Raw genomic sequence first — 26566 nt, forward strand, 5'->3', positions numbered from 1 at the left:
GCTCAGACTCCTGACGTCCACCCGAGCGCGGGGCCCAGCTTCGTCGCCATGTCCGTGAGGATCTGCACGTAGTCCTCGTGCTCGAAGGTGAACGGCAGCGCGAACGCCACCTCGTCCACCTCACGGAACGCGGCGTGCGCGTGCAGGCGCTCGGCGATCTCCTCCGACGTGCCGACGATGTCCGGCGCGAACATCAACCGCGCCGGACCCTGCGGTGACGCGGTACGAGGGGTGCGCTTCGCCGCGTACTCCTCGTACTTGGTCCGCTGCGCCGCCGAGGCCGAGTCGGTGGGGATGACCACGAGACCCTGGGACACCCGGGCCGCCTCGCCGTCCGGGTGGGCGGCGCGGAAGGCGTGGATGTGGGAGAGCTGGATCTCCGCGAAGTCGTACGGCCCCTCGGCGGCCTCCGCCTTGACGACACTGCTGGTCAGGAAGTTCATGCCGTGCTCACCGGCCCAGCACGCCGAACTCGCACTGCCGCCGCCGTACCAGAGCCGTCGGCCGAGGCCGGGGGAGTGCGGCTGCACCCGGTCCGAGAACACCTCGAAGCCCTGCACCCCGCTGAAGTCGCTGGCCGGCTTGCCGCGCACCAGGTCGAGGAGGCGCCGCACCCGCTCGTAGGAGAAGTCCTCGGCGTCGGCCGTGTCCGGGTACAGCGCCCCCTTGACCTCGTCGAAGTGCATCGGCGGGCCCACGCTGACGCCGGGGTTGATCCGGCCGCCGGACAGGATGTCGACCGTCGCCAGGTCCTCCGCCAGCCGCAGCGGGTTCTCCCAGCCGAGCGGGGTCACCGCCGTGCCCAGCTCGATACGGCTGGTGCGCTGAGAGGCGGCGGCCATGACGGCGACGGGGGACGAGATGCCGTACTGGAGATGGCGGTGGCGCAGCCACGCGCTGTCGAAGCCGAGCCGCTCGCCCAGCTCGATGATCTCCAGCGTCGACTCGTGACCGCGCCGCGGGTCCGCCTCGTCGAACAGGCCGATGGTCAGAAAGCCCAGCTTGCGCAGGGGGCGGGGGGTCGGCGGCACGGGCTCCTCCGGAGGTTGCTTGACGCATCAAGTAGTACGGCAGTGCCAACCCGGCGGCCCCGCGTGATGTTCCCGTCCGCACAGGCCCTTCGGGTCAGGCACGGGGCAGCGGGATGATCACCTCGTCCTCGACCGGCGGGTCGATCTCCTGGGCGAGATTGCCGGTGGCCGCGAAGCAGCGCAGACGCACGGATTCCGGGGTGACGTCGAGCCGCAGGAAGCACTTGAAGAACGGCGGGCTGTAGGTCGCCGAGCTCGGCGAGAACAGCTGCGTGTAGATCTTGCGCACCGGGAGCCGGAAGCGTGACCTGCGGTCCGGGCGGCCACCGGCGCCGAGCAGACCGGCGACCAGCCGGGTGCGGAAGGTGACGCGGGCGGGCTCGCCCGGGAGCCGGGTGGGCGGGATGCCGAGCCGCTCGGCGATCACCGCGGTGGCCTCGGCCTCGGTCAGGGTGAAGAAGCGGCGCAGGCGCAGGCGGCGGCCGTAGAGCCTGCTGTAGAAGGCCAGCGAGTCGCCGCGCAGCGGATAGCAGCGGAAGTCCCGCTCCGTGACGTCGGCGATCGACACCCGCGGGATGGTGTGCGTGGCGTGCATGAACGCGCCGCCACCGCCCGAGACGACGTACTGGACGGTCCTGCCGCCCACGTCGACCGGGTAGCGCTGGTAGTTGTGGATGTCGCCGCCTATCGCCGCGACGAAGTGGTGCTCGGGGTCGCGCACGATGTCGTCGACCGTGCCGCCGCCCTCGATGGCGCAGGGGTGGTGCTCACCGTCCACGTAGAGGGGCGAGCCGGTGACGAGGATCTTCGGACGGGGACCCTGGGAGACCTCGCGGAGCCAGGCGCCCTGCTCGGCGTCGAGGGTGCCCAACAGCCCGGTGTCTATGCCGATGATGCGCAACGGACCCGTGTCCACGGCCCAGTACGGGCCCGGCTGGACCGCCTGTTGGGCCGGTGCCGCACGCAACTCGCGGGCCTGGTCCAGGTGTTGGCCGTCTCCGGTGCGCGGGCGGTGCCACAGCAGGGAGCGCAGCCAGGCGCGGGTCAGGGGGCGCGGGGCCGGCTCGGGCGCGAGGGGCGGGGCGTCGTCGCAGAAGACGCGCATGAAGGCGCCGAGGTCCTCGTACCAGTCGTGGTTGCCGGGTATCGCGTAGATCGGCGCCGGATAGTCCTGGTAGGGCTTGAAGAACTTTGTGCCGTAGTCGTCCGCGCTGCCCACCGGGTAGATCACGTCACTGGCGATCACCGTGAACCGGGTGTCCTGACTCATCTTCAGAAACCCCGGCACCACGGCGTACTGGGAGTCGTCGCCCTCGCCGGTGTCGCCGATGACCATGAACGAGAAGCGTTCCGGGTCCTCGCGCCGGATCACCTTGTCGGCGGGTGCCCCGGCCGCCGCGCGCTGGGCCACCCAGCGGCTTCGCGTACGGCCCGTGGGGTCACCGAACCAGGAGGCGACCACGCCGTTGCGGGCGGCCCACAGGGTCCTGGGATTCAGCCACGAGATCTTCTCGACCTTGGGTGGCATCAGCCCTTTGTACTCGCCGAGTTGGGCGGAGCCCCAGCCGGCGCCTGCGGCGGTATCGCGTGAGGATTCAGACACCGGTGCACCGTAACAACGATCTAGAACCGGCCAGGAAGGGGGAGTGCCGTAGGGGCACCCCCCTCACCGGTGACCCGGATCGTGCACGCTCCAGGGGGACCGCTCTCAGCTGCGCGGGCCTCGTGGTGCGGCCCAGTACGGGTCCTGCGGGGTGCGCGGGGCGCCGATCTGGGCCTCATGGCTCTCGAAGAGCGAGTCGGACCGGGCCGCCGTGCGCGAGGCCGAGCCGGACGGGCGGTTCCAGTCGCCGTCGCCGAGCACCAGCAGCGGGTCGAACATCACGACCACCCCGGCCAGCAGTAGGAAGATCGCCGGCCCCAGCAGCATGGGCAGCAGCAGCGAGGTGGGGGTACCGCCCGACCACGTCCCGCCGAGCCTGCTGTGCACATGGACGCTGACCGCGGCCATGCCCGTGTAGTGCATGCCCGTCACCGCGATGCCCATGATCAGGCTGGCCCCGAGGCTCGTCAGGAAGCCCCGGATCGTGACCGCCGCCCACAGTGCCGCGGTCGCCGCGACGATCGCGATCACCACGGAGAGCGCGACGACGGCCGGGTCGTACCGGATCGTTCCGTTGAGGTGCATCGCGGCCATGCCCAGGTAGTGCATCGCCGCCACGCCGAGCCCGGTGACCACGCCCGCGAACGCCAGGTTCGCGGTGCTGGCCCCGCGGTAGCCGACGATGAACACGCCGATGCCGACGACGACGATCGCCACGGCGAGACTGAGCACCGTGAGCCCCACGTCGTAGCGGATCCGGGCCTCCACCACCTGGAACCCGATCATGGCGATGAAGTGCATCGTCCAGATGCCGCAGCCGATCGACGCGGCGCCGAGCGCCAGCCAGCCGGGCTTCCACGACTGGTTGCTGAGCAGGGTGCGCACGATGCAGCGCAGCCCCAGAGCCCCTCCCAGACACGCCATCAGATATGCGGCCACCGGGGTCACCACGCCATAGCGGAACCCGTCAACCGTGCCTTCCATAAGCCAACTCCCCCCAGAGTCTTGGCTGGTCGTGGAGGAAGAGTTACGGCTGAGGTTCACCTAAATCAAGGCATTACCGTGGGTAAGCGGTGAACTCTCGGGCAGTGCGGTTGAACTTTAGTCACAGGAGGACAACTTTTGGCCAAGACGCCTCCCGGGCCCCGGAGATGTGACAGAGTTGAACGATTTTCAGCATTCTGTGGGGCGCGCAAGGCCGGATGCCGGTGCGGAAAAGCGGTTGTCGGTGCTTCGTCCTTCCTGGACTATCCCGCTGCGTGACCTCATCCCCGGAACACTCCTTCTCCCGCACCCGTCCGCTCGCCCTCGTCACCGGCGTGGGCCGCACCGTGGGCATCGGCGCCGGTATCGCGCGACGGCTCGCGGCCTCCGGCTGGGACATCGCCTTCACCTACTGGAACCCTTATGACGCCCGCATGACCTGGGGCGCCGAGCCCGGCGCGACCGAGGCGATCGACCGGCTCCTGGCCGCCGAGGGCGCGGCCACCGCGGCGATCGAGGCTGACCTCGCCGACCCCGCAACGCCCGCCCGGGTCTTCGACGAGGCGGAGCGGCTGGGTCCGGTCACCGCACTGGTGGTGAGCCACTGCGAGTCCGTCGACTCCGGGCTCCTCGACACCACCGTCGAGAGCTTCGACCGGCACTTCGCCGTCAACTCGCGCGCGACCTGGCTGCTCATCCGGGAGTTCGGGCGCCGCTTCACGGCCGCGCACGGCACCGGCCGGATCGTGAGCCTCACCAGCGACCACACGGTGGGCAACCTGCCGTACGGGGCGAGCAAGGGGGCGATGGACCGCATCACGCTGGCCGCCGCCCACGAACTCGCCCACCTCGGCGTGACCGCGAACGCCGTCAACCCCGGTCCCGTGGACACCGGTTGGATGTCCGAGGAGATCCGCGCGCACTGCCTCGGCGCCACTCCGCTGGGCCGCCTCGGCACTCCGCGCGACACCGCGCACCTCGTGGACTTCCTGTGCTCGCCCCAAGGGCAGTGGGTCAACGGGCAGTTGCTGATGAGCAACGGGGGCTTCGCCTGAGGGGAAGTCTTTGCCTGTGGCCGAATCCCTGCGGGGCGGTCCCGGTGGGGCGGGGGACCGTCGGTTTCGCGTGTGCAAAGTGCGGCCGAAACTGTCGGGTGGACCGGGGCGCCCTTGTTGCGGCCGTGTTGACCGCCCCTGCGACGGGGCGCACCCTCGCAGATGAATGGCATTTACATCTTGTTTGTCCTTGGGTCGCTGCCGCCTCTGGAGAACCGCAGGTGGGATGGGGTCCAGGGCAGACCTGGAGCGGGAGGTACCTGGATGTGCGGCATCACCGGCTGGATCTCCTTCGACCGCGACCTGGGCACCGAGGCCGCCGCATTGGATGCGATGACCGAGACGATGGCCTGCCGCGGCCCCGACGACCGCGGCACCTGGGCACAGGGCCCCGCGGCCCTCGGACACCGCAGGCTCGCCATCATCGACCTGCCCGGCGGCCGGCAGCCCATGAGCGCCGACACCCCGCACGGCAGCGTGGCCCTCGTCTACTCGGGGGAGACCTACAACTTCACCGAGCTGCGCCGTGAACTCACCGGCCGCGGCCACCGGTTCACCACCGACTCCGACACCGAGGTGGTCCTGCGCGGCTACCTCGAATGGGGCGACCGGGTCGCCGAGCGGCTCAACGGCATGTACGCCTTCGCGGTCTGGGACGGCCGCGAGGACAAGCTGGTGATGATCCGCGACCGTATGGGCATCAAGCCCTTCTTCTACCACCCGACCCCCGACGGCGTCCTGTTCGGATCCGAACCCAAGGCGATCCTCGCCAACCCCCTGGCCTCCGCCCGGGTCACCCTGGACGGGCTGCGCGAACTGTTCACCATGATCAAGACGCCCGGGCACGCCGTCTGGGACGGCATGGCGGAGGTCGAGCCCGGCACCGTCGTCACCGTGGACCGCTCGGGCGTCCACCGGCGCGTCTACTGGGAGTTGGAGACCCGGCCGCACACCGACGACCGCGACACGACCGTCGCCACCGTCCGCTCCCTCCTCGACGACATCGTGCGCCGCCAGCTCGTCGCCGACGTGCCCCGCTGCACCCTGCTCTCCGGCGGCCTCGACTCCTCCGCCATGACCGCGCTCGCTGCCCGCCAACTCGGCGCGCACGGCGAGAAGGTGCGCAGCTTCGCCGTCGACTTCGTCGGGCAGAGCGACCACTTCGTCGCCGACGAACTCCGCGGCACGCCCGACACCCCGTTCGTCCACGACGTGGCCCGCTCCGCCCACACCGAGCACCAGGACATCGTGCTCGACGCCCAGGCGCTCGCCGACCCCGAGATCCGCGCCAAGGTGATCCGGGCCCGCGATCTGCCCGCCGGGTTCGGAGACATGGACGCCTCGCTGTATCTGCTGTTCCGGGCCATCCGCGACCAGTCGACCGTGGCACTGTCCGGCGAGTCCGCCGACGAGGTCTTCGGCGGCTACCTCCAGTTCTTCGACGAGGAGGCCCGCCGCGGCGGCACCTTCCCGTAGCTGGTGAGCTTCGGCCGGCACTTCGGCGAGGACGCCGAGGTGCTGCGGCCCGGCCTGCTGGACTCCCTCGACCTCGGCGGATACGTCGCCGACGGGTACAGCACCGCCGCCGCGGGTGTCCGGCGCCTGGACGGCGAGAGCGACTTCGAGTACCGGATGCGGCGGATGAGCCACCTGCACCTCACCCGGTTCGTGCGCATCCTCCTCGACCGCAAGGACCGCGCGAGCATGGCCGTCGGCCTGGAGGTCCGGGTCCCGTTCTGCGACCACCGGCTCGTCGAGTACGTCTACAACACGCCCTGGGCCCTGAAGTCCTTCGACGGCAGGGAGAAGACCCTGCTGCGGGAGGCCACCGCCGACGTGCTCCCCAAGTCCGTGTACGACAGGGTCAAGAGCCCCTATCCCTCCACCCAGGACCCCAAGTACGCCGCCGCGCTCCAGGACCAGGCCAAGGACCTGCTGACCCGGCCCGGCCACCCGGTCTTCGACCTCGTCGACCGCGGCCGCCTGCACGCCGTCGCCCACCGGGCGCAGCCGGTGCACGGACAGGCCGAACGGCGTGGCCTGGAACGGGCGTTGGACCTGGCCCTGTGGCTGGACATGTACCGCCCGGACATCAGGCTCGCCTGAGACTCGCCCGAGAACGGACGGACCGGCGGCGGGCGTCAGACGTCGGCCGCCGGTCCGAGCACCGTCAGATCACCCTCCCGCGCGGCGATCATCGCGAACGGGAACCTGTCGAGCTCCAGACACAGGCCGACGTCGTCCGGATGAATCCCCGGATACCCGCGCCGGACGCCCCGCGCGAGCGAGGCCGCCGCTCTGGACGTCCGGGCACGCAGGAGATACGGCGCCGGATCCACGTCGTCGGACCCGGCGCGCTCCCCGATGTACTGCGCGCAGGCGAGGTCCTCCTCGGCCCGGCCCTCCTCGCCCGTGACGACGAACGTCACCTCGGGCGCGCCGCGTTCACGCAGGAACCGCGCGGTCGCACCGGCCACGACGAAGCTCGCGCACAGCACCAGCTCCGCGTCGGCCACGGCCAGGGCACCCGCCGTCCCCGCGGTCGTCCTCTGCACCACCGTGCGGCCGGTGAGGTCCCAGTCCGCCAGCCGAGCAGGGGAGTTGACCATGTCGAAGCCGGGGGAGGGCGGTCCGTCCTTCAGCGCCAGCCACCCCGGACACCGGGCCTTGAGCGCCAAGGCCTCCTCCTCCGAGGACGCCAGGACGATCTTCTCGGCACCCCTGGCGAACGCCCACGCGGCCACCGTGAACGCGCGCATCACATCGACCACGACCGCGACGGAGGGCGTCCGCGTCAGCTCCGGGACACCGAGGAAACGGCAGCGGACACGGCTCATAGGTACTCGTCCGGGAGCCGCAGAGCGGGCCCGCCTACCTGCAACCCCAGCGGAACCGCACGGCCCTTCGGCTCCTCCCACGCCTCCTGGCGGCCCAGCGCGGTGAGGTCGAGGTGGGGATAGCCGTTGTGGAACTCCTCGATGCCCCGGCCGAAGGTCGAGTACGTGTGGAACACCTCGTCCCCGACCCGCAGGAAGGCGCTGATACCGGGCCAGTCCCCGCGCATCCCCTCCGACCAGGGGGTCCCGGCCTCGGCCAGCTCCGCCTCCGAGCGGTGGAAGACCTGCACCGGAGTGACCCGCTCGTCGACGGTCGCGTGGAAGTCGTAGTTGAAGTCGCCGCCCGCCGAGGAGTACCAGGGGAACGACCACCCCATCCGGGCGCGGAAGGCGGCGAGTTGCGGGTACGGCGCCCTCGTCACCGCGGCCAGCGACGTGCCGCGTACGTGCAACTGCCGCAGGTTCCCCAGCTGGTCGGCCGCCGACGAACAGCTGGGGCAGCCGGTCTCGCGGGGGTGCTCGGTGCCGTCGGCGTCGATGTCGAAGGTCCACATGAAGTGGTGCACGACCAACTGGGGCCGCCCCTCGAAGAGTTCGAGCAGACCCACCTCGCCGTCCGGGCCCTCGAAGACGTACGGCTTCTCCACCCGGACCATCGGCAGCCGTCGCCGGGCGGCGTTGAGCCGATCGCGCGCCCGGGTGGCCTCCTTTTCCTGGGTCAGAAGTTCCTTACGGGCGCGAAGCCACTCATCACGAGAGACCACCTCGGGCAGATACGTCATCGCCGTCATCTCCTGTCGGCCACGGAACACGAGCCACCCCTCAAGCCTGCGCCGCCCCCGGTCCCAGGGCGAACCTGCCCGCTCAGAGCGCCACGACCCGACTCGTGTGCCCCTGGAGACGGACCGAGGCCAGGGCGGCGCACACCACCGGCATGCCGTCGAGCACGCTCTGCCGGCCGCGGTGTCGATGCGGGCGCTGGCCGACCGGGTCGGGGTCACGCCGATGGCGTTGTACCGGCATGTCGCGGACAAGGCCGCGCTGCTGGACGGCATGGTCGGACGGCTGCTCTCGGGGCTGCTGCCTGCGGAAGCTGCCGGGGGACAGGCCTGGTACCAACGCCTCGACGCGCTCGCGCACGCCTGCCGGAAGCTGACCCAGCGCCATCCCTGGGCCGCTCACCTGTTCTTCTCACGCCCCGCGGTCACGCCGGACGCCGTGCGGGCGGTGGACATCGTCTACCTGGCGCTCGTCGAGGCCGGGGTCCCGGAGTCGGAGGTACCCCGGCTGGAGCGCCTGATCAGCACCTTCGTCATCGGCTTCGCCGCGTCCGAGGCCTCGGGCCGCTTCGCACCCGGCTCGATGGACCCGCGCGGGCGGCGCGGCCAGCTCCCGGACGGCGAACTTCCCGGTCACCGCAAGGTCGGCCCCTGGCTCGACCTGCCCGTCGACCTCACCGCCGAGTTCGAGGCCGATCTGGCCGACATCCGGCGCCTCGTCGAAGCGGCCGCGCGACGGGCGGGGTGAGACGGGTCGGCCGACTTGCCACCGGTTGATCGGCGTTTTGGGGGTAACCGGAAGAGCAAGAGCCGACCCTGCGAATAGGAGGCCGTGATGGTCGCCCTCGGTGTCATCCTTCTGATCATCGGTTTTCTCACCGGAGTCTCGATCCTGTGGACCATCGGGATCATTCTTCTGGTGATCGGCGCCGTTCTGTGGCTCATGGGTTCCATGGGGCACGCCGTCGCCGGTCGCCGGCACTATTGGTGACGTCGACGCCGTACCGCCCTGCACACCGCACGGCGGTCGAAGGCTTTGCCGGGCCGGTCCGCGGTCATGACGACACGGACCGGCCCCGCTCGTGACCGGGGCCGGGCGTGCGCGCGGGTCACGGCTTCCGGGCGAGCCCGCCGTGCTCGGCGACGATCTCCGGGGCCGGTGAACCGGGCTCCGGGCGCCATTGCGTCACGGAGACGACACCCGGCTCGACGAGTTCCAGGCCGTCGAAGTACCGGGTGATCTCCTCGACCGTGCGCAGGTGGTATGGGACGGCCCCGCTGCTGTTGTAGGCGTCCTGCGCCTGCTCGAAGACCGGGTCGACACCGCGCGACCCGTCGTCGACCAGGAGATGGCTGCCCGAAGGAAGAGCGGCCATCAGCCGGGTGACGATCGAGCGCGCCTGGTCGTGGTCGCCGACGTGTCCCAGGATGTTGCTGAGGATGAGCGCGGTGGGGCGGCCGAGGTCCAGGGTCTCGGCGGCGCCCGCGAGAATGCGGTCCGGGTCCGTCGCGTCCGCGTCGATGTACGCCGTGGCGCCCTCGTGGCTGGAGTAGAGCAGGGCGCGGGCATGGGACAGCACCATCGGGTCGTTGTCGACGTAGACGATCCTGCTCTCGGGGGCGATCCCCTGGGCCACCTCATGGGTGTTCTGCGCGGTCGGAAGCCCGGTGCCGACGTCCAGGAACTGCCGGATGCCCGCCTCGGCGACCAGATACGTGATGGCCCGGCGCAGAAAGGCCCGGCTGCCGCGCGCGATGGTGACGATGCCCGGGAAGACGTCCGTGTAGGCGTCGCCGGCCGCTTCGTCGACGGGGTAGTTGTCCTTGCCGCCGAGCCAGTAGTTCCAGATGCGGGCGGAGTGCGGCACCGACGTGTCGATCTTCGGGTGCTCCGCTGGTCCGGGTGTCGTCACCGGGTCGCTCATGGGTCGGGTCCGTCCTTCAGCCGCTGCGTCGATGATTCACGCCACAACCTACGTCCGAACACCCGTTGCCCACCCGCCAGTTCGGGAATTCCGGTGGGCCCGGGACCACCGCTGCCGCACGGCCGCCCGCCGAGAGCGCGCCGGGGTTTCTCAGCGGCCGCGCCGCACCTGGGCCGCCCGCCGGGCCTCGGCGAGCTTGCGGGCCTCGCCGGCCTTCCTGGACTTGCCGCCGGTTCCGCGGGAGGCGTCCTTGCTGGTGCCCAGGCCCCGGAAGGGGGCGTTGGTGTTCTTGGGTCGTGCCCCGCCGTCCAGCGGGGTGCCGGAGGGGGCCTTGGCTCCGGTGATCCGGCTCAGCTGGGCCTCGCCCGAGCGCACCTTGGTGACGGTCGGCTCGATGCCCGCCTCGGCGAGGACCGCGCTGGTCTCGCGGCGCTGGTTCGACAGCACCAGGGTGACGACGGTGCCCGCCGCGCCCGCCCGGGCGGTACGGCCCGCGCGGTGCAGATAGTCCTTGGGGTCGGTGGGCGGGTCGACGTTGACGACGAGGTCGAGGTCGTCGATGTGCAGGCCCCGGGCGGCGACGTTGGTCGCCACCAGCACGGTGACCTCCCGGCTCTTGAACTGCGCGAGGGTCCGGGTGCGCTGCGGCTGGGACTTGCCGCTGTGCAGGGCCGCGGCGTGCACCCCGTTGGCCCGCAGATGCCGGGTCAGCTGGTCGACGGAGTGCTTGGTGTCCAGGAACAGCAGCACGCGTCCGTCACGGGCGGAGATCTCCGTGGTGACGGCGTACCGGTCCGGTCCGTGGACGACCAGGACGTGATGGTCCATCGCCGTGACCGCGCCCGCGGACGGATCGACCGAGTGGGTCACCGGGTCGTGGAGGTAGTCGCTGACCAGCTGGTCGACATCGCGGTCCAGCGTGGCCGAGAACAGCATCCGCTGGCCGTCGGGGTGCACCTGGTCGAGCACCTCGGTGACCTGCGGCAGGAACCCCATGTCGCACATCTGGTCGGCCTCGTCGAGCACGGCGATCCGCACCCGCCCCAGACGGCACGCCTTGCGCTCGACGAGGTCGTGCAACCGGCCCGGGGTGGCGACGACTACCTCGGCCCCGTCGCGCAGGGCGGCGATCTGCCGGCCGATCGACACACCGCCGACGACGGTGGCCATCCTCAGCCGGAGTGCCTCGGCGTACGGCGTGAGCGCCTCGGTGACCTGCTGCGCCAACTCCCTTGTGGGGACCAGGACCAGGGCGAGGGGCTGCTTGGCCTCGGCGCGCTGCCCGGCGGTCCGGGTCAGCAGCGGCAGGCCGAAGGCGAGCGTCTTGCCGGAACCGGTGCGCCCGCGCCCCAGCACGTCACGCCCCGCGAGAGCGCTGGGCAGCGTGGCCGCCTGGATCGGGAACGGCTCGCGCACACCGAGTTCGGTGAGGGTCCGCAGCACCGCGCCCGGCAGGTCCAGATCGGTGAAGGCGACGGACGTCGGCCGGTCGAGGTCGGGGTTCATGAAGAGCCTTCCGCAGAGGACGCACCGAAGAAGGCCCGCCAGGAATCACGCAAAGCTAAGACAGTAACACAAAGTGAGGGGCCCGATTTTACCGAAGGCAGGGCGCGGCTTTATCGAACACCCGTTTTAATCCTGGGGGCGGTGGAAGGAACTCCCGCATGGCCCCCACCACGCTCCCCGAGCAGCTCGTCCGCACCCGCCGCTTCACCCGGGGCGTTCCCGAACGGTTCGTCGTCGCCCCCGACGGCGCGACCGTCCTGTTCCTGCGCGGCCGCACGGGCGACGACCCGGCCGACTGCCTCTGGGCGCTGGACCTCGCCACCGGCCGCGAACGCATCCTGGCCGACCCGGTCCGGCTGCTCACCAACGGGCGCGGAGCGACCCCGCGCACGGCCGCCGTCGAGGCGTACGCCACCGACCGCGCGGCCGGTGTCATCGCCTTCGCCCTGGCCGGTGGGCTCTGGAAGGTGGACGCGCACCAGGGGGAGCCGCGCCGACTGCCCGTGCCGGGGCCGGTCTGCGACCCCCGTCCCGATCCGACCGGCCGGCACCTCGCCTACGTCTCGCACGGCGCCCTGCGCGTGGTGCGGGCCGACGGCTCGGGCGACCGGGCGGTGGCCGAACCCGACGGCCCGGGCGTCGAGTTCGGGGTCGCCGTGCACACGTCCGCCACGTCCCTCGAGGGCCCGCGCGGCCACTGGTGGTCACCGGACGGCGGCCGACTCCTGTGCGCCCGGACGGACTTCACCCCGGTCAGGCCCTGGCCGACCGCCGAGGGCACCGGCGCACCGGGCACCCCCGCACGCACCGCCCTGGCCGGAACCCCCAACCCGGACGTCACCCTGTGGCTCACCGGCCTCGACAGCCCACCGGTACCGGTGAGTTGGGACCGGGCCGCCTTCGAGTACGTCGTCGGCGCGGGCTGGGACACCCACGGACCCTGGGCCGTAGTGCAGTCGCGCGACCAGCGCACCGTGCGCCACCTCGGCATCGACCCCGCCGACGGCCGGACGACCGTCCTGGCCGAACAGCACGACCCGTGCTGGGTGCAGCTCGTACCGGGACTGCCCGCGCGCACGGGCTGCGGCGCCCTCCTCGCCCACCGCGACGCGAACGGCACCAGGCACCTCACGCTGGACGGAACTCCCCTGACACCGGCGGGACTTCAGCTCCGGGTCGTCCTCGCCGTCGACGGTGACGACATCCTGTTCACGGCCTCCGAGGACCCCACCGAGACCCACCTGTGGAGCCACCACCCCAAGTCCGGCCTGCGACAGCTCAGTTCAGGCGCGGGCGTCCACTCGGGAACAAGGGGCGGCGACACCCTGGTCAGGGTCACCCGCGACACCGAGCGGGCCGGCGGCCGGGCGGAAGTGCTGCGCGCGGGCCGACCGGCCGTCAGCGTGCTGTCGTACGCCGAACGCCCGGTGCTCGACATCCACGCCGAGCGCCTGGTCCTCGGACCCCGGGAACTGCGCGCCCGGCTCCACTTCCCCTCCTGGCACCGCCCGGGAAGCGGTCCGCTGCCCGTGCTCGTCGACCCGTACGGAGGGGCGGGCCTCCAGCGTGTCACAGCGGAGCTGGACTCGCGGACCCTGCTGTCGCAGTGGTTCGCCGAGCGGGGGTTCGCGGTGCTCACCACCGACGGCCGCGGCACACCGGGCCGCGGACCCGACTGGGAGCGCGAGGTGTACGGCGACCTGTTCGGACCGGTCCTGGACGACCAGGTCACCGCCCTGCACGAGGCCGCCCGCCGCCACCCCGACCTCGATCTCGGCCGGGTCGGCATCCGGGGCTGGTCCTTCGGCGGGGCCCTCGCCGCGCTGGCCGTCCTGCGCCGACCCGAGGTCTTCCACGCGGCCGTGGCCGGTGCCGGCGTCACCGACCAGCGGCTCTACGGCGCCCACTGGCGCGAACGGTTCCTCGGCCACCCCGACCGGTATCCGGACCGGTACCAGGCGGCCGACCTGCTCCTCGACGCGCCCCGGCTCACCCGGCCCCTGCTGTTGATCCACGGCCTGGCCGACGACAACGTCCCACCCGCCAACACCCTGCGCCTGTCCGAGGCGCTCAGCGCCGCCGGACGCCCGCACGAACTCCTCCTCCTGCCGGGCATCGGCCACCAGCCGATCGGCACGACGATCACCCAAGAGCTGCTGAACCGTCAGGCGGCTTTTCTGCGGCGGCACTTGGGCGTCGAGCCGGGAGGGGAGTCCACGCACGAATCCCACGGACCGCGCGCCTCCTAGGACGTGCGCTTGAGCGGGCTAGAACGTGCGCTTGAGCAGGTCGAGCAGCGCCGCCCAGTGCCGCTCGTCGCCCTCGGGGCTGTACGAGGCGGTGTCGGCTTGCGTGAAACCGTGCTGGGCGCCTTCGTAGACCTCGTAGCGGTGCCGGACCCCGGCCTCGGTCAGGGTGGTGGCCAGGAGTTCGATCTGCTCGGCGGGCAGCGACGGGTCCTGGTCGGCGTGGCCGAAGTACAGCTCTGCGGTGATGTGCTCGGCCACCAGGTGCGGGCTGTCCGGGGTGTCGGTCGCCAGGCGCCCGCCGTGGAAGCCGGCCGCCGCGGCCACTCGGTCCGGATAGGTGCCGGCGGTGAGCAGCGCCAGCCGCGCGCCCATGCAGTAACCGGTCAGCGCGACCGGGCCGTCGGCGACCTCGGGGCGGTCCGCGAGCCAGCGCAGGTAGGCCCCCGCGTCACGCATCGCCAGTTCAGGAGTCAGCGACTGCATGACCGGCATGATCTTCTCGAAGATCTCCGGCCGGGCGGCGGGGTCGATGAACTCCGGCAGGTCGAAGAGGGGCGCTCGCCCGTGCCGGTAGAACACATTGGGCACGAGGACCGTGTAGCCCGCCTCGGCGAGACGGTCGGCCATCGACCGGAGGTGCGGGCGCAGTCCGAAGGCGTCCTGGTAGAGCAGGACGGCCGGCCGGGGCGTCCCGTCGCCCGGGTGGACCAGATAGGCGTCGGCGACGCCGTCCTCGGTGGGGATGTCGACGGGAGTTCCCTGTACGGAGGTCATGGGGGTGCCTCTCTGCGCATGCGACGGCGAGCAGATCTCCGGCCCGGCGGAACCGGGCCGGGCACATGGTTGCACGCACCATTCACTGGGCCGCCGCAGCCCCCTCCCACTTGAAGGCCGCTTTACTCGAACCGGCTGGTGTCACCGGCCCCGTGCCGGACGATCTCCGCCTCGCCTCCCGAGAAGTCGATCACCGTCGTCGGTTCGGTGCCGCAGTCGCCCGAGTCGACCACCGCGTCCAGCACATGGTCCAGCCGGTCCTTGATCTCCCAGCCCTGGGTCATCGGCTCCTCCTCGTCGGGCAGCAGCAGGGTGCTCGACAGCAGCGGCTCACCCAGCTCCGCGAGCAGCGCCTGGGTGACGACGTGGTCGGGGATGCGCACGCCGACCGTCTTCTTCTTCGGGTGCTGGAGCATGCGCGGCACCTCCTTCGTCGCCGGGAGAATGAAGGTGTAACTGCCGGGGGTCGAGGCCTTGATCGCGCGGAACACGTCCTTGTCGACCCGTACGAACTGGCCGAGCTGCGCGAAGTCCTGGCAGACCAGGGTGAAATGGTGCCGGTCGTCCAGGTGCCGGATGGTCCGGATCCGGTCGATGCCGTCACGGCTGCCCAGTCGGCACCCCAGCGCGTAGCAGGAGTCCGTCGGATACGCGACCAGCGCGTCCGACCGGATGCTCTCGGCGATCTGGGAGATGGTGCGGGGCTGCGGGTTGTCCGGGTGTACGTCGAAGTACTTCGCCATCCGCCGAGCTTATGCCGTCGCGGTACGGCCGCGGCGCAGGCGGGGTGAGGGGGTGTTGAGCGGGAACGGCACGGACGGCACCGTTGTGCGGGACGCCTCCCGGCCGGCTCTCGTACGGATCACCTACGCTCCGCCCGTGGACCTGAACGCCGTACGCCTGCGAGCACCCGCCACCGGGTCGGCTCCCGCCCTGGTCCTGCGACCCTGGCGTCCCGCGGACGCGCCGCACCTGGCCGTCCTGCACCGGGACGGCGAACTGCGCCGCTGGATCCGGTCCGTGGTGGACGACGAGGCGGGTGCCGAGCGGTGGGTGCGGGCGCAGGAGCGGGGGCGGCTCGACGGCGACCGGATCTCCTTCGCGATCGTCGAGACCGCCTTCGCCGAGGACGGCCTCGTACGCCTGGAAGTGGCCGACGGCCCGCCCGTCGGGCACGCCGTCCTCAAGCGCCCGGTGCCCGGCGGCCCGGCCGGCGAGGTCGGCTACTGGACCGCGGGGCACGCGCGAGGCAGGGGAGTGGCATCACGCGCCCTCGACGCCCTGACCGACTGGGCCTTCACCGCCTTCGCCGAGGACGGCCTCGTACGCCTGGAACTCCTGCACGGCACGGACAACACCGCGTCCTGCCGGGTGGCCGGCAGCTGCGGGTACGCCCTCACCGCGTCGCTGCCCGCGGCCCCGCCCGAGCGGCCGCGCGACGCTCACCTCCACACCCGGCACCGGCCCGGCTGACCGCCTGTGCCCGAGCGCCCGACCGGGCCGTGTGAGGTAACGTCCCAAGCGGTATGTCAAGCAGGACCAGGAGCTTGGAGAAGGGTGACGTGGCAGGTCAGGGCGGGGTCGGCGACAGCCCGGCGGAGGACGCCGGATCCCCGGCGTGGGCACGGGAACTCCTCGACCATCTGCGGCCGACAGGACGTGACGTACGCCGGGTCGTCGCCTGGCTCGCGGAGGCGGTACGGGGCACGGCCGCGCTCCAGGACGACACCGGGACCCTCGTCGCCGGAACGCGCATGCCGCTCGACGAGTCGCTGGTCGCGGACATCCTCGCAGGGCGCATCGCCGCCGCGGCCTCGGCGGACGAGGTCAGCCATCTGCGCCTGGTCCGGGTGGAGTTCCCCAAACCGGCGGCGGCCGGAGTGCTCGCGGTGGCCCGCCCCGAGCCCTTCGACCGGCGCAGCTCCGACATCCTCACGCACACCGCGCAGGTTGTCGAAGTCCTGCTGCGCGCCCGGGAGTCGAGCGCGGCCGGCCGGCGACTGAAGCGGGCCACGTCCGATCTGCGGCTGGCCATCCTCCAGTTGCTCATGGTGGAGGACACCGTCTCGGCCCGCCGGGTCGCCGCCGGACTGTGGCCGGGACTGCTCGACACGGACACGGCCTGCGTCTACGTCCTCGAAGGGAACGCGGCGGAACGCGACCGGCTGCTGGAGGAGTGCCTCGGCGTGACCGGCGACCGGGCGCTCGTGGTGCGCTGCCCGGCCATGGACGGTCACGTCATCATCGTGACCACCGGGGACGCGGCGAACGCGGCCCTGCGCTCGATCGTCGACCGCAACCCGGGCACCCTCCTCGGCGGCAGCGCCCGCCAGAGCCTGGCCCGCACCGCCACCGCCTACGGTCAGGCGGTCAGCGCCCTCGCCGTGGCCCGGGTACGGCCCGACAAGGCCGCCGTGTACGCCGAACGCAACCGCCCCCACCGCCTGATGGACCCGGCCGCGCTGCGCGAGTGGACCGCGCGCGTGCTCAAGCCGCTGGACACCCTGCCCCACCACACCCGCGCCGAACTCCTCGCCACCACCCGCCTGGGCCTGGAGTTCACCGCCGTCAGCGCCGCGAAGGTCCTCGGAGTCAGCCGCAACACCGTCCGCGCCCGCATGGAACGCGTCGAGTCCCTGCTGCGCACCGACTTCTCCGACCTCACCGTCCGCGCCACCGTCCACCTCGCGCTCAGCACCCAGATCAGTCTCGCGGACGGACAGGTCGACCACGACGGTGCCCACCAGGTCCGCGCCCGGCTCGGCGACCTGCTGGCCGGACCCGCCCTGGGCTCCTGGGCGCGGGAGTTGCTGGGCCGCCTGGACAGCGACGCCCGCGACCTGCGCCGCACCCTGCGCGGCTGGATCGCCGCCGGCGGCAACGCGGAGCGGGCGGCGCAGGCGATGGCCGTCCACGCGCAGACCGTGCGCGAACACGTCCGCAGCGCCGAGCCCGTGCTGGAACGCCAGTTGATCGCCTCCGGCAGCGACCTCTACGAGGTCGTCCTCGCCCATCTGGCGACCGGCGAGCTCGAACATCCCGTGCTGCTCCGGGACGATCCGGGCCATCCGGACGCACCTGTGCACGGGTGAGTCCTGTGCCCCGCACAGCGGGCATCGGGACGATTCACAAGGGTCCGCAGGTCACGTAAGTTCGACGCACCGCAGGGGGAACGACCGGAACGGGGGACCGGTCGCGCCCCCTGCGAGGCGTACCCCCGGCCGGCGAGCCCGGTTCCCTCCCTCCGGCACGGACTGACCCGCTCCCGACGGGTACCCGCCCGGCTACGGAACGACTACCGCTGGAGGAGGCCGGAATGACCAGCAGCACGGAGACCGGCGGCGCGACCGGTACTCAGGACAAGGACTACAACCTCATCTGGTACGTGGAGGCCTGTCTGAGCAACGCGCTGCGGCTGGAGAGCTACATCCAGGACGCGGAGCGCGGCAAGGACACCGAGGTCGCCGACCTGTTCCGCAAGGCCCAGGCGGACAGCCGCAAGGGCGCCGAGATCGGCAAGGGGCTGCTGCGCGCGCGACTGAACGGCGGCTGACCAGGAAGCTGTGCCGAGGGGCCGGGCAGCACGTGTCGGGCCCCTCGACCGCGCCCGGAGCCGGGGCGGGCCCACGGGGGAGACCGGCCCACGGCGGCTGAACGGCCGTAACCGATCTTCCGTACCCCTGGGCGAAGTGGTTCGCCGACGGAGAGGGAGAGGCCCGTGCCTCGACGAGGACGGAACAGCCGTACCCGCACGACCGTGTTGCGGCTGGGCGCGCTCATCGGGAGCCTCGCCGCCGTCACGGCCTGCGGCGGCGGCGAGGACGACGGCGCGGAGAAGTCCCGGCCGTCGAAGTCCGCCACCGCGCCCGCCGCCGGCATCGTGGCCCCCGCGAGGATCGAGGTGATCGCCGGACTGGCCGGCTGCAAGGCCGAGATCCGCATCGACGCGGACGAACTGCGCGAGGGCCTGTGCCACTCCGACAAGGCCGACTACCGCATCACCACCTTCCCCGAGGAGAAGCTGAAGGAGGCCTGGCTCGAAGAGGCCAGCGTCTACGGCGGCAAGTACCTCGTGGGCCCCCGCTGGGTCGTCGCCACCAAGCCGGAACACCTGGAAGGGGCCCGGAGCAAGCTCGGCGGGACCATACGGCAGCTGAGCGGGACGTCGTAGCGCCCGGCGGGGTCACGCGCCCCGCAGTATGAGTTCGCGCAGCGCCTTCGTCACCTCCGCCGGGGCCTCCTCCGCCATGAAGTGGCCGCAGGAGACGGTCGTATGGCGGAGATCGTCGGCCCAGGCGGCCCACAGGGCGGTCGCGTCGTAGCCGAGCGCGGCTCCCCAGTCCTGCTGGAGCACGGTCACGGGCATGCCCAGCCGGTTCCCGGCCGCCCGGTCCGCCTCGTCGTGCTCCACGTCGACGCCCGCGGAGGCCCGGTAGTCGGCGACGATCGACGGCACGGCCTCGCGGCAGGCCCGCAGGTACTCGGCGCGCACCCGGGGCGGGATCGCGTCGGGCCGGTTCGTCCACACGTCGAGGAAGTGGCCGAAGAACGCGTCGGCGCTTGCGGCGATCATCTGCTCGGCGAGTCCCGGCGGCTGGGCCATCAGGTAGAGGTGGAAGCCGACCGCGGCCGACGTGCCGTGCAGGGCGTTCCACATGTCGAGCGTCGGCAGGACGTCCAGACAGGCCAGGTGCGTCACCGCGCCGGGGTGGTCGAGTCCCGCCCGGAAGGCGACCAGCGCTCCGCGGTCGTGCCCGGCCACAGCGAACCGGGGGTGCCCCAGCCGCCGGGCGAGGGTGACGACGTCGGCGGCCATGGTCCGCTTGGAGTAGGTGCCGGGCCCGGCCTCGCGCGGCTTGTCGCTGTCGCCGTAGCCGCGCAGGTCGGGGCAGAGGACGGTGTGGTCGGCCGCCAGGTCCTCGGCGACCCGGCGCCACATCAGATGGGTCTGCGGGAAGCCGTGCAGCAGGACGACGGGCGGGCCGGAACCGCCCACGGCCACGTTCAGGGACACGCCCTCGGCGACGGGCACGCGCTGCCGGTCGAATCCGGCGATGGTGGGTTTCACGAGCTGGCTCTCTTCGGTCGTGCGGCGAGTGGGAGGCATCGGTGTCCGGGCCCGGTGGTGCCGATGGACCCAGGGTCCGGCCGGCGGATGAGCAGCGAATGAACGCGTGTACGTTGAGGTGGTGCGCGTGGTCGAGTTCGGGGTCCTGGGGTCCGTGACCGCATGGGACGGGACCGGGGAGCCGATCGCCCTCAAGGGGCCCAGACACCGCGCGGTGCTGGCCCGCCTCCTCGTCGCCCGCCGCCGGGTCGTGCCCGTGGCCCGGCTGGTGACGGACCTGTGGCCGGGGGAGCCGCCGGCGGACGCCGTGGGCACCGTGCGGACCTTCGTCGCCGGACTGCGGCGGGCGCTGGAACCGGAGCGGGCCCGACGGACCCCGTCCCGCCTCCTCGTCACCGAAGGCCCCGGCTACGCACTGCGCGCCGAGCACGTCGACGCCCGGCGGTTCGAGGACACCGTCGCCGCCGCGGCCGACCTGCCGCCCGCACAGGCGGTGCCCCGGCTGACCGGGGCCCTGGAACTGTGGCGCGGCCCCGCCTACGCCGACTTCGCCGAGGAACCCTGGGCGCGCGCCGAACGCTCCCGGCTCACCGAGCTCAGGCTGACCGCCGTGGAACGCCGGGCCGAGGCGCAGCTGGCCCTCGGAGCCGTCGCCGACGCGGCCGCCGGTCTCGACGCCCACGTGAGCGAGCACCCCTGGCGCGAGGAGGCCTGGCAGCTGCTCGCCCTCGCCCTGTACCGCGGCGGACGCCAGGCCGACGCCCTGTCCGTCCTGCGCCGCGCCCGGCACCTGCTGCGCGAGCACCTCGGCGTGGAGCCGGGCCCCCGGCTGCGCCGCACCGAGCAGGACATCCTGCGCCACGCCGACCACCTGGACCCGGGCGCCCCGGACACGGCGGCCGAGGTCTGGGCCCGGGCCTCCGCCTCGTACGCGCGCATGGTCCCGCTGCGGGCCGGCACCCGGCTGGAGTCCACCGCGGGTCTGATGCGCGACCTCGCCGTCACCGGGGGCGGCGGCCTGGAGGCGGCACGGCGGCACCGGGCGGCGGCCGTGGCGGCAGCCGAGCCACTGGGCGATCCGGAGCTGACCGCACGCGTCATCGGCGGCTACGACGTCCCCGCCGTCTGGACCCGCTCCGACGACCCGGCCCAGGCCGAGACCCTCGTGGCCACCGCCGAACGCACCCTGCTCCTCCTACCGCCGACCGCCCACGAGGCGTCCAGGGCCCGCCTCCTGGCCACCGTCGCCCTGGAGTCCCGCGGCACCCTCCCCACCGGGACCCGCCCCCTCCGGGCGGCGTACCGGGCCGTCGAGAGCGCACGGCGGCTCGGGGACGCCGACCTGCTCGTCTTCGCCCTCAACGGCCTGTTCATGCAGACCTTCGAACGGGCCGGACTCGCCGCCCGACGGGACGGGATCGGCGCGGAGATCACCGAAGTGGCCGCACGGCACGGCCTGTTCACCTACGAGGTCCTCGGCCGGCTGATCCGTCTGCAAGCCCACTGCGCCACCGGCGACTTCACCGCCGCCGAACGGTTCGCGACCGCCGCCGACACCCTCTCCGAACGGCACGAACTGCCCCTCGTCCCCGTCTTCACCACCTGGTCCCGCGCCCTGCGCACCGCGACGACCGAGCCCCCGCACCTCGGCGAGTCGGCGTACCGGGAGGCCGCCAAGTCCCTCGATGGCGCCGGGATGCCGGGCCTGGAGCGTGGACTGCTGCCCCTGGCCCTGCTCTGCCTCCAGGTGCACCACGACCTCCCCGTCAGCGCCGACCCGCACACCGACTGGGGCCCCTACGAGCCTTTCGTGCGACCCCTGTTGCTGCTGGCGGACGGGCAGGACCACGAAGCCGTAGGCCTGTTGGCGTCCGTCCCCTCACCGCCCGGTGACCTGCTGCAAGAAGCGCTGTGGAGCCTCCTCGCGCGCGCCGCGATCCAGGCGGGCGACCGCGCCCTGATTCGGCGCGCCCAGCGGGCACTCGAACCCGCCCGGCACGAACTCGCGGGCGCCGCCAGCGGGTTGCTCACCGCCGGGCCCGTCTCGGGCCACCTGGACGCCCTGGCCGCCGCACTCGCGTCGCACACCTCTTGACCTCGGTCGGAGCACGGGCTTAGCGTTCCGGCGTTTGCAAGTGACTGAAACGATTCAAATCCGACTTGGGGCGCTCGCATGCATGAAGCCATCCGCATATCCCGACGTACGGTCCTGGCCGCCGGAGTGACCGCGGGTGCCGTCGCGGCCCTCGGCGTGCCGGTACCGGCGGTGGCGGCGGGGGCGAGCGCCGACTGGTTCGCGGACCCGGCGAGGGCGGTGCGGCCCAGGTTCCGCTGGTGGTGGCCGGACGGACTCGTGGACCCGGACGAGATCGCCCGCGAGATCGACCAGATCGCCGACGCCGGATTCGGCGGGGTGGAGATCGCCGCCGTCCACCACAGCGTCAAGGACAAGTCCGTTCTCGACACCGCGCACCACGGCTGGGGGAGCAGACCCTGGCGGGACGGGGTCGAGGCCGCGTTGCGCCGGGCCGCGAGACGGGGCCTCACCGTCGACATCACCCTCGGCCCCAGCTGGCCGGTGGCCGTGCCCGGCCTCACGCCCGACGACGAGGCCGCCGCCCAGGAACTCGCCCACGGCCGCGCCGCGTTGACCGGCGGAAGCACCTACCGGGGACCGGTCCCGCCGCCCGTCCACGCCCCGGCCGCGGGCGTGACCCGACAGCGACTCCTCGCCGTACAGGCCGCCCGCGTCGAGCCCGCCCACTCCACCCGCAAGGAGACCGGCCTGGACCCGGCAAGCGTCCAGGACCTCACCGCGACCGTCACCGACGGCACCCTCACATGGACGGCGCCCGAGGGCGGGGACTGGGTCCTCGTCTCCTCCTGGGTGCGCGGCTCCGGCCAGCAGCCCGAGTCCGGCCCGCACTCCGCCCCGGCCGCCTACGCCGTCGACCACTTCGGCACCGCCGGCACCGACGCGGTCACCTCCTACTGGGAGGACCACCTGCTGACCCCCTCGCTGCGGCGGCTGCTGAAGGCGGCGGGCGGCTCCTTCTTCGAGGACTCGGTGGAACTGGAGACCGACGGCCTGACCTGGACACCCCGTCTGCCCGAGGCCTTCGAGAAGCACACCGGCCGGCCGCTGCTGCCGTACCTGCCCGCCCTCGTCCTGGACAACGGCAACCAAGTCTTCGCCTACGAAGCCCAGTTGACCCGGCAGATCCGGCACGACTTCTGGGCGACCGTCTCCGGCCTCTTCAACCGCCACCACCTCACCGCCCTGCGGGACTGGGCGCACACCCTGGACATGACCCTGCGCTCACAGCCGTACGGGCTCCAGACCGACGCCATCGCCTCCGCCGCGATCCTCGACATCCCCGAGGGGAGTCCCTCGGCTTCAAGAACCTGGACGACTACCGCTGCCTGGCAGGTGGCCGGGACATGGCCGGGCGGACCGTCCTGTCCTGCGAGGCGGGCGCCTACAACGGCTCCGCGTACAGCACGACCTGGGACCGCTTCCTGTGCACCATGGGCGGCGCCTACGCGGCCGGCGTCAACCAGACCGTCCTGCACGGCTTCTCCTACGCCACCGCGCCCGGCGTGAGCTGGCCGGGATTCGCGGCCTTCAGCCCCTACAACGGCAGCGCCGGATACAGCGAGTCGTGGGGCCCGCGCCAGCCCACCTGGCGGCACGCAGAGGACGTCTCCGGATACCTCGGCCGCGTCCACCAGGTGCTCCAGAGCGGCACCGCCCGCGCGGACGTGGCCGTGTTCCGGCAGACCGGCTACACCGCCACCGGTATCGGCGCCTCCTGGCTCACCGCGACCGGCGTCCCGCTCGGCTGGACCCACCAGTTCCTCAGCGGGCCCCTGCTCGACCTGCCCTCCGCCACCGTCTCGGACGGACGGCTCGCCCCTCACGGACCCGCCTACAAGGCGCTGTTCGTCGAGGGCGACTTCTTCTACGGCTCCACGCCCACCCTCGCCGTCGAGGACGCCCGCAAGATCCTCGCGCTGGCGGAGGCGGGACTTCCCGTGGTCCTGCTCGGCGCCTTCGACCAGGCCCTGACCCCCGGGGTCCCGGACCCGGGCGAAACGGACCGGCTGCGCGATCTGCTCGCCCGGCTGCTCGCCCTGCCCCACGTCCGCGGGGTCACCGACAAGGCGTCGGTCGGCGACGCCCTGTCCGGCCTCGGCGTGACCGCCGACGTACGGCACGCCACCGCGTCCACGCTCCTCAACGCCCACCGGGTCACCGCCGACGCGGACTTCTACTACCTGTGCAACGGCAAGCACGCCGAGACGGTCAAGCCGCCGGCGGCCGCCATCGACCACGACGTCACGCTGCGCCGCACCCGCCGCGGCCGGACCGTGCCGTATCTGCTCGATCCCTGGACGGGCGAGGCGGTCCGGCTCGCCCGGTACACGCAGGACGGGGACGAGACCACCCTGCGCGTCACCCTTCAGCCCGGGCAGACGACGATCGTCGCCCTGGGCCGTCCTGGGCTGTTCGGCGACCGGCACGGCGACAGCGCCCACGCCGAGGCCACCGACGCCGACGCGGTGCTGTTCACCGAACGCGGGCTCACCGTGCGCGCCTCGTCCGCCGGTACCTGGACCACCCGTCTCTCGCAGGGCCGCACCGTCACCACCAGGACCCCCGAGGTGCCCGCGCCGATCACCCCGGCCCGCTGGGAGCTGGACGTCGACGACTGGTACCCGGGCCCGTCCGCCACCCGGACCGAACACGTCCGGCGCAGCCTCGCGCTGGACACGCTGAAGCCCTGGTCGCAGATCCCGGAACTGGCCGACTCCGCGGGCGTCGGCCGGTACCGCACCACGGTCACCCTGCCGGCCGGCTGGACGTCGGCGCACGGCGCCGAGCTGGAACTGGGGCAGGTCAGCGACACGTTCCGGGTGAGCGTCAACGGCAGACGGCTGCCCGCCGCCGACCGGCTCCACCCCGTAGTCGACCTCGGGCCCTGGCTGCGGCGCGGCGACAACACCATCGAGGTCGAGGTGGCGACCCCGCTCGTCAACCGGCTCCGGGTCGCACAGCCCACGGTGTTCGGCGGGGTCGCCCGTCAGGACCACGGACTGGTCGGGCCGGTCAGGGTGGTGCCGTACGTGCGGGCGGCCGTGCGCTGACGTTGACGCTGACGCCGACCGGACCGGGGCGCACCCGTCGTATCACCGCGGGTGCGCCCTGACGTCACGGCGCGATCCCCACTCCGTCGACTCGGCTCCACGCCCGCTCCTGAGCGGCGGTCATGGCGGGCCAGGAGCGGCCGCCCGGCCGGGGCTCGACCCGGGAGGCGTAGGGGGCGGGACGGAAGCGCGGGTCGTAGAAGCAGCCGGTGCCGTGCACGCGGTCGTACGCCGGGCAGGACGCGGCGATCTCCCGCGGGGTCGGCCTGTCGCCGGTGCGGACCCAGGTGTCGAGGGCGGCAAGGGAGTTGGCGTACTCGGAGTCGCTCAGCCCGCTGTGCTCGCTCTCCCGCGTGAAGGTCTGCACGAGATGCCCGTCGCGGCCGGCGCCGCGCAGGGTGTCCCGGTAGGCCGACTCGTGCTCCACGAACGCCGTCGGGTCGTCGATCGCGTGCAGGGTGAGGACGGGCAGGTCGACCTTGCCGGTCAGATCGCTGTCGTACGACAGGTCGCGCCTGGCGGTGGGGTCGGGGGAGAACCGCTCGACACCGGCGTTCAGGGCCTTGTCGTCGTGCGAACCCCGGTAGCGGACACCCTCGTTGCCGAACGGATTGCGGCCGCCGAGGCGTTCGGCGACGATGTCGCGAAACGTGAAGGTCGCGAACCGCAGATGCGACTCCAGGGTGCGCTCCGGGATGCCGGTGACGGCGAGGATGTCGTCGAGGTTGCGCTGCTGGAGCGGCGTACGGTCCGCGGGCGCGGACGAGAAGCCCGTGCACTCCTGGAGACGGGACCGCAGACCGGCGCTCGTCATCGTGGAGCCCGGGCGCAGCCCCTGCCACAGCGGATACTGCGGTTCGGTGGGGCGCGGATGGTTGTGGCAGTAGTACTGGTACACCACGCGCAGATCCACGCGGTAGTCGTAGCCGCGCGAACCGCCGCCGAGGACACCGTTGGTCAGCAGCACCCCGTCGTACGCGCCGCGCCTGTCGCCGTACACCTCCGCGACCTTGGCGGCGACGTTCCCGCCCCACGACTGGCCGTGCACGTAGGTGCGCCTCGGCTCACCGAACGCGGCGACGAACAAGCGGCGCACGCTCTCGGTGTCGGCGGCCGCCATCCGGGTGCCGTAGCCGCCCCTGCGGTACGACGAACCGGCCCACGCGTACCCCTCCTCGACCATCACCGCCCACCGCGCGAGGTCGTCGGCGCTGCGCGCGGGGTCGGAGGCGGCGCCGAGGTCGGGACCGCCGTGGGCGTGCACCACGAGGGAGCGGTTCCAGCGGGTGGGCACGGCGATCGTGTAGTGGGCGCCGTCGGCGTCCTGGCCCGCGTAGCAGGTGGCCTTCTCGGCGAGGACCGGCGGACAGGCGACGGGGGCGGGGGCGGCGAGGGGGGCGGGGCTCGCGGACCGGGCAGGGCCGGCGGTGGCTGCCTGGGCGGGGGAGACTTCGGTGGCCGCGTGCGCCGCGGAGACGACGGTGGCCAGGCTCGCGGCCAGCACCGCGGGGAGTAGGTGACGGACGACCTGTCTGTTCAAGGCGCGGCTCCTCGGCCTCGGTGGGCGCACCGTTGCGCCGCGGGCCGAGATGCTAGGGAGCGGGACG

20 protein-coding genes and 2 pseudogenes are annotated in these 26566 nt (G+C 72.5%); 11 read left to right on the forward strand and 11 right to left on the reverse strand.

Annotated elements, in window-relative coordinates; translation table 11 throughout:
- Positions 1–2: 2 nt before the first annotated feature.
- The 3 genes from G3I78_RS33885 to G3I78_RS33895 form a co-directional block, all read right to left on the reverse strand.
- A complete protein-coding gene (locus tag G3I78_RS33885; protein WP_164431785.1) occupies positions 3–1031 on the reverse strand; it encodes an LLM class flavin-dependent oxidoreductase in 1029 nt (342 codons plus the stop codon).
- A 94-nt stretch (positions 1032–1125) separates the two neighbouring features.
- On the reverse strand, positions 1126–2634 hold the full coding sequence (locus G3I78_RS33890) for a metallophosphoesterase (protein ID WP_164431787.1): 1509 nt from the start codon (positions 2632–2634) through the stop codon (positions 1126–1128).
- 105 nt (positions 2635–2739) lie between these two features.
- A complete protein-coding gene (locus tag G3I78_RS33895; protein WP_164431789.1) occupies positions 2740–3618 on the reverse strand; it encodes an MHYT domain-containing protein in 879 nt (292 codons plus the stop codon).
- 275 nt (positions 3619–3893) lie between these two features.
- Between G3I78_RS33895 and G3I78_RS33900 the strand changes: the two genes are divergently transcribed.
- Both G3I78_RS33900 and asnB read left to right on the forward strand, forming a co-directional pair.
- Positions 3894–4673, forward strand: coding sequence for an SDR family oxidoreductase (locus G3I78_RS33900; RefSeq protein WP_164431791.1), 780 nt, complete (start codon positions 3894–3896; stop codon positions 4671–4673).
- 264 nt (positions 4674–4937) lie between these two features.
- Positions 4938–6779 (forward strand): annotated as a pseudogene (gene asnB, locus G3I78_RS33905) (asparagine synthase (glutamine-hydrolyzing)).
- Positions 6780–6814: 35 nt separating this feature from the next.
- Here asnB and G3I78_RS33910 read toward each other — a convergent pair.
- Together G3I78_RS33910 and G3I78_RS33915 are read right to left on the reverse strand one after the other, a co-directional pair.
- Positions 6815–7510: a 2-phosphosulfolactate phosphatase gene (locus G3I78_RS33910; protein ID WP_164431792.1), complete on the reverse strand. Its 696-nt coding sequence runs from the start codon at positions 7508–7510 to the stop codon at positions 6815–6817.
- Positions 7507–8301, reverse strand: a complete 795-nt coding sequence (locus tag G3I78_RS33915; RefSeq protein ID WP_164431963.1) for a DUF899 domain-containing protein — start codon at positions 8299–8301, stop codon at positions 7507–7509. The genes G3I78_RS33910 and G3I78_RS33915 overlap by 4 nt, the downstream gene beginning before the upstream one ends.
- A gap of 97 nt (positions 8302–8398) precedes the next feature.
- Between G3I78_RS33915 and G3I78_RS33920 the strand changes: the two genes are divergently transcribed.
- Together G3I78_RS33920 and G3I78_RS51315 are read left to right on the forward strand one after the other, a co-directional pair.
- Positions 8399–9037, forward strand: coding sequence for a TetR/AcrR family transcriptional regulator C-terminal domain-containing protein (locus G3I78_RS33920; protein WP_343243920.1), 639 nt, complete (start codon positions 8399–8401; stop codon positions 9035–9037).
- A gap of 87 nt (positions 9038–9124) precedes the next feature.
- Complete coding sequence (locus G3I78_RS51315; protein WP_239158220.1) at positions 9125–9280, forward strand: DUF6131 family protein; 156 nt, start codon at positions 9125–9127, stop codon at positions 9278–9280.
- Positions 9281–9398: 118 nt separating this feature from the next.
- On the opposite strand, the gene G3I78_RS33925 is transcribed toward G3I78_RS51315, so the two are convergent.
- Together G3I78_RS33925 and G3I78_RS33930 are read right to left on the reverse strand one after the other, a co-directional pair.
- Complete coding sequence (locus G3I78_RS33925; protein WP_164431793.1) at positions 9399–10214, reverse strand: SAM-dependent methyltransferase; 816 nt, start codon at positions 10212–10214, stop codon at positions 9399–9401.
- Positions 10215–10364: 150 nt separating this feature from the next.
- The gene (locus tag G3I78_RS33930; protein ID WP_164431794.1) at positions 10365–11720 is read right to left on the reverse strand and encodes a DEAD/DEAH box helicase; all 1356 of its coding nucleotides are present in this window, start codon (positions 11718–11720) and stop codon (positions 10365–10367) included.
- A gap of 158 nt (positions 11721–11878) precedes the next feature.
- On the opposite strand from G3I78_RS33930, the gene G3I78_RS33935 reads away from it, so the two are divergent.
- Positions 11879–13969 (forward strand): prolyl oligopeptidase family serine peptidase, encoded by a 2091-nt coding sequence (locus G3I78_RS33935; RefSeq protein WP_164431795.1) that lies wholly within the window; start codon positions 11879–11881, stop codon positions 13967–13969.
- Between the two features lie 18 nt (positions 13970–13987).
- Here G3I78_RS33935 and G3I78_RS33940 read toward each other — a convergent pair whose 3' ends face one another.
- Positions 13988–14743, reverse strand: a complete 756-nt coding sequence (locus G3I78_RS33940; protein ID WP_164431796.1) for a dienelactone hydrolase family protein — start codon at positions 14741–14743, stop codon at positions 13988–13990.
- A gap of 122 nt (positions 14744–14865) precedes the next feature.
- Positions 14866–15486 carry an L-threonylcarbamoyladenylate synthase gene (locus G3I78_RS33945; protein WP_164431797.1) on the reverse strand — a complete coding sequence of 207 codons (621 nt, stop codon included), beginning with the start codon at positions 15484–15486 and terminating at the stop codon, positions 14866–14868.
- A 136-nt stretch (positions 15487–15622) separates the two neighbouring features.
- On the opposite strand from G3I78_RS33945, the gene G3I78_RS33950 reads away from it, so the two are divergent.
- From G3I78_RS33950 to G3I78_RS33965, 4 genes are all read left to right on the forward strand, one after another.
- Positions 15623–16216, forward strand: coding sequence for a GNAT family N-acetyltransferase (locus tag G3I78_RS33950; RefSeq protein ID WP_343243921.1), 594 nt, complete (start codon positions 15623–15625; stop codon positions 16214–16216).
- A gap of 89 nt (positions 16217–16305) precedes the next feature.
- Positions 16306–17835 (forward strand): helix-turn-helix domain-containing protein, encoded by a 1530-nt coding sequence (locus tag G3I78_RS33955; RefSeq protein WP_343243922.1) that lies wholly within the window; start codon positions 16306–16308, stop codon positions 17833–17835.
- A 224-nt stretch (positions 17836–18059) separates the two neighbouring features.
- Positions 18060–18296, forward strand: a complete 237-nt coding sequence (locus G3I78_RS33960) for a hypothetical protein (protein WP_164431801.1) — start codon at positions 18060–18062, stop codon at positions 18294–18296.
- A 207-nt stretch (positions 18297–18503) separates the two neighbouring features.
- Positions 18504–18914, forward strand: coding sequence for a hypothetical protein (locus tag G3I78_RS33965; protein ID WP_164431966.1), 411 nt, complete (start codon positions 18504–18506; stop codon positions 18912–18914).
- 12 nt (positions 18915–18926) lie between these two features.
- Here G3I78_RS33965 and G3I78_RS33970 read toward each other — a convergent pair whose 3' ends face one another.
- Positions 18927–19811, reverse strand: coding sequence for an alpha/beta hydrolase (locus G3I78_RS33970; protein WP_164431803.1), 885 nt, complete (start codon positions 19809–19811; stop codon positions 18927–18929).
- 121 nt (positions 19812–19932) lie between these two features.
- Here G3I78_RS33970 and G3I78_RS33975 point away from each other — a divergent pair, with 121 nt between their 5' ends.
- Positions 19933–21906 carry a BTAD domain-containing putative transcriptional regulator gene (locus tag G3I78_RS33975; protein WP_164431805.1) on the forward strand — a complete coding sequence of 658 codons (1974 nt, stop codon included), beginning with the start codon at positions 19933–19935 and terminating at the stop codon, positions 21904–21906.
- A 78-nt stretch (positions 21907–21984) separates the two neighbouring features.
- Positions 21985–24959, forward strand: a pseudogene (locus tag G3I78_RS33980) (glycosyl hydrolase).
- 64 nt (positions 24960–25023) lie between these two features.
- Here the strand turns inward: G3I78_RS33980 and G3I78_RS33985 are convergent.
- Complete coding sequence (locus tag G3I78_RS33985) at positions 25024–26448, reverse strand: hypothetical protein (RefSeq protein ID WP_239158222.1); 1425 nt, start codon at positions 26446–26448, stop codon at positions 25024–25026.
- Positions 26449–26566: the final 118 nt, after the last annotated feature.

Origin of the sequence: Streptomyces sp. SID13726 (assembly GCF_010548375.1) — a bacterium.
GTDB lineage: Bacteria > Actinomycetota > Actinomycetes > Streptomycetales > Streptomycetaceae > Streptomyces.

Bases quoted from the DNA above. Each gene is read 5' to 3' on its own strand.
- G3I78_RS33895 (WP_164431789.1), bottom strand. From the start codon at position 3,618: ATGGAAGGCACGGTTGACGGGTTCCGCTATGGCGTGGTGACCCCGGTG.
- G3I78_RS33910 (WP_164431792.1), bottom strand. From the start codon at position 7,510: ATGAGCCGTGTCCGCTGCCGTTTCCTCGGTGTCCCGGAGCTGACGCGG.
- G3I78_RS33915 (WP_164431963.1), bottom strand. From the start codon at position 8,301: ATGACGGCGATGACGTATCTGCCCGAGGTGGTCTCTCGTGATGAGTGG.
- G3I78_RS51315 (WP_239158220.1), top strand. From the start codon at position 9,125: ATGGTCGCCCTCGGTGTCATCCTTCTGATCATCGGTTTTCTCACCGGA.
- G3I78_RS33925 (WP_164431793.1), bottom strand. From the start codon at position 10,214: ATGAGCGACCCGGTGACGACACCCGGACCAGCGGAGCACCCGAAGATC.
- G3I78_RS33930 (WP_164431794.1), bottom strand. From the start codon at position 11,720: ATGAACCCCGACCTCGACCGGCCGACGTCCGTCGCCTTCACCGATCTG.
- G3I78_RS33935 (WP_164431795.1), top strand. From the start codon at position 11,879: ATGGCCCCCACCACGCTCCCCGAGCAGCTCGTCCGCACCCGCCGCTTC.
- G3I78_RS33940 (WP_164431796.1), bottom strand. From the start codon at position 14,743: ATGACCTCCGTACAGGGAACTCCCGTCGACATCCCCACCGAGGACGGC.
- G3I78_RS33945 (WP_164431797.1), bottom strand. From the start codon at position 15,486: ATGGCGAAGTACTTCGACGTACACCCGGACAACCCGCAGCCCCGCACC.
- G3I78_RS33960 (WP_164431801.1), top strand. From the start codon at position 18,060: ATGACCAGCAGCACGGAGACCGGCGGCGCGACCGGTACTCAGGACAAG.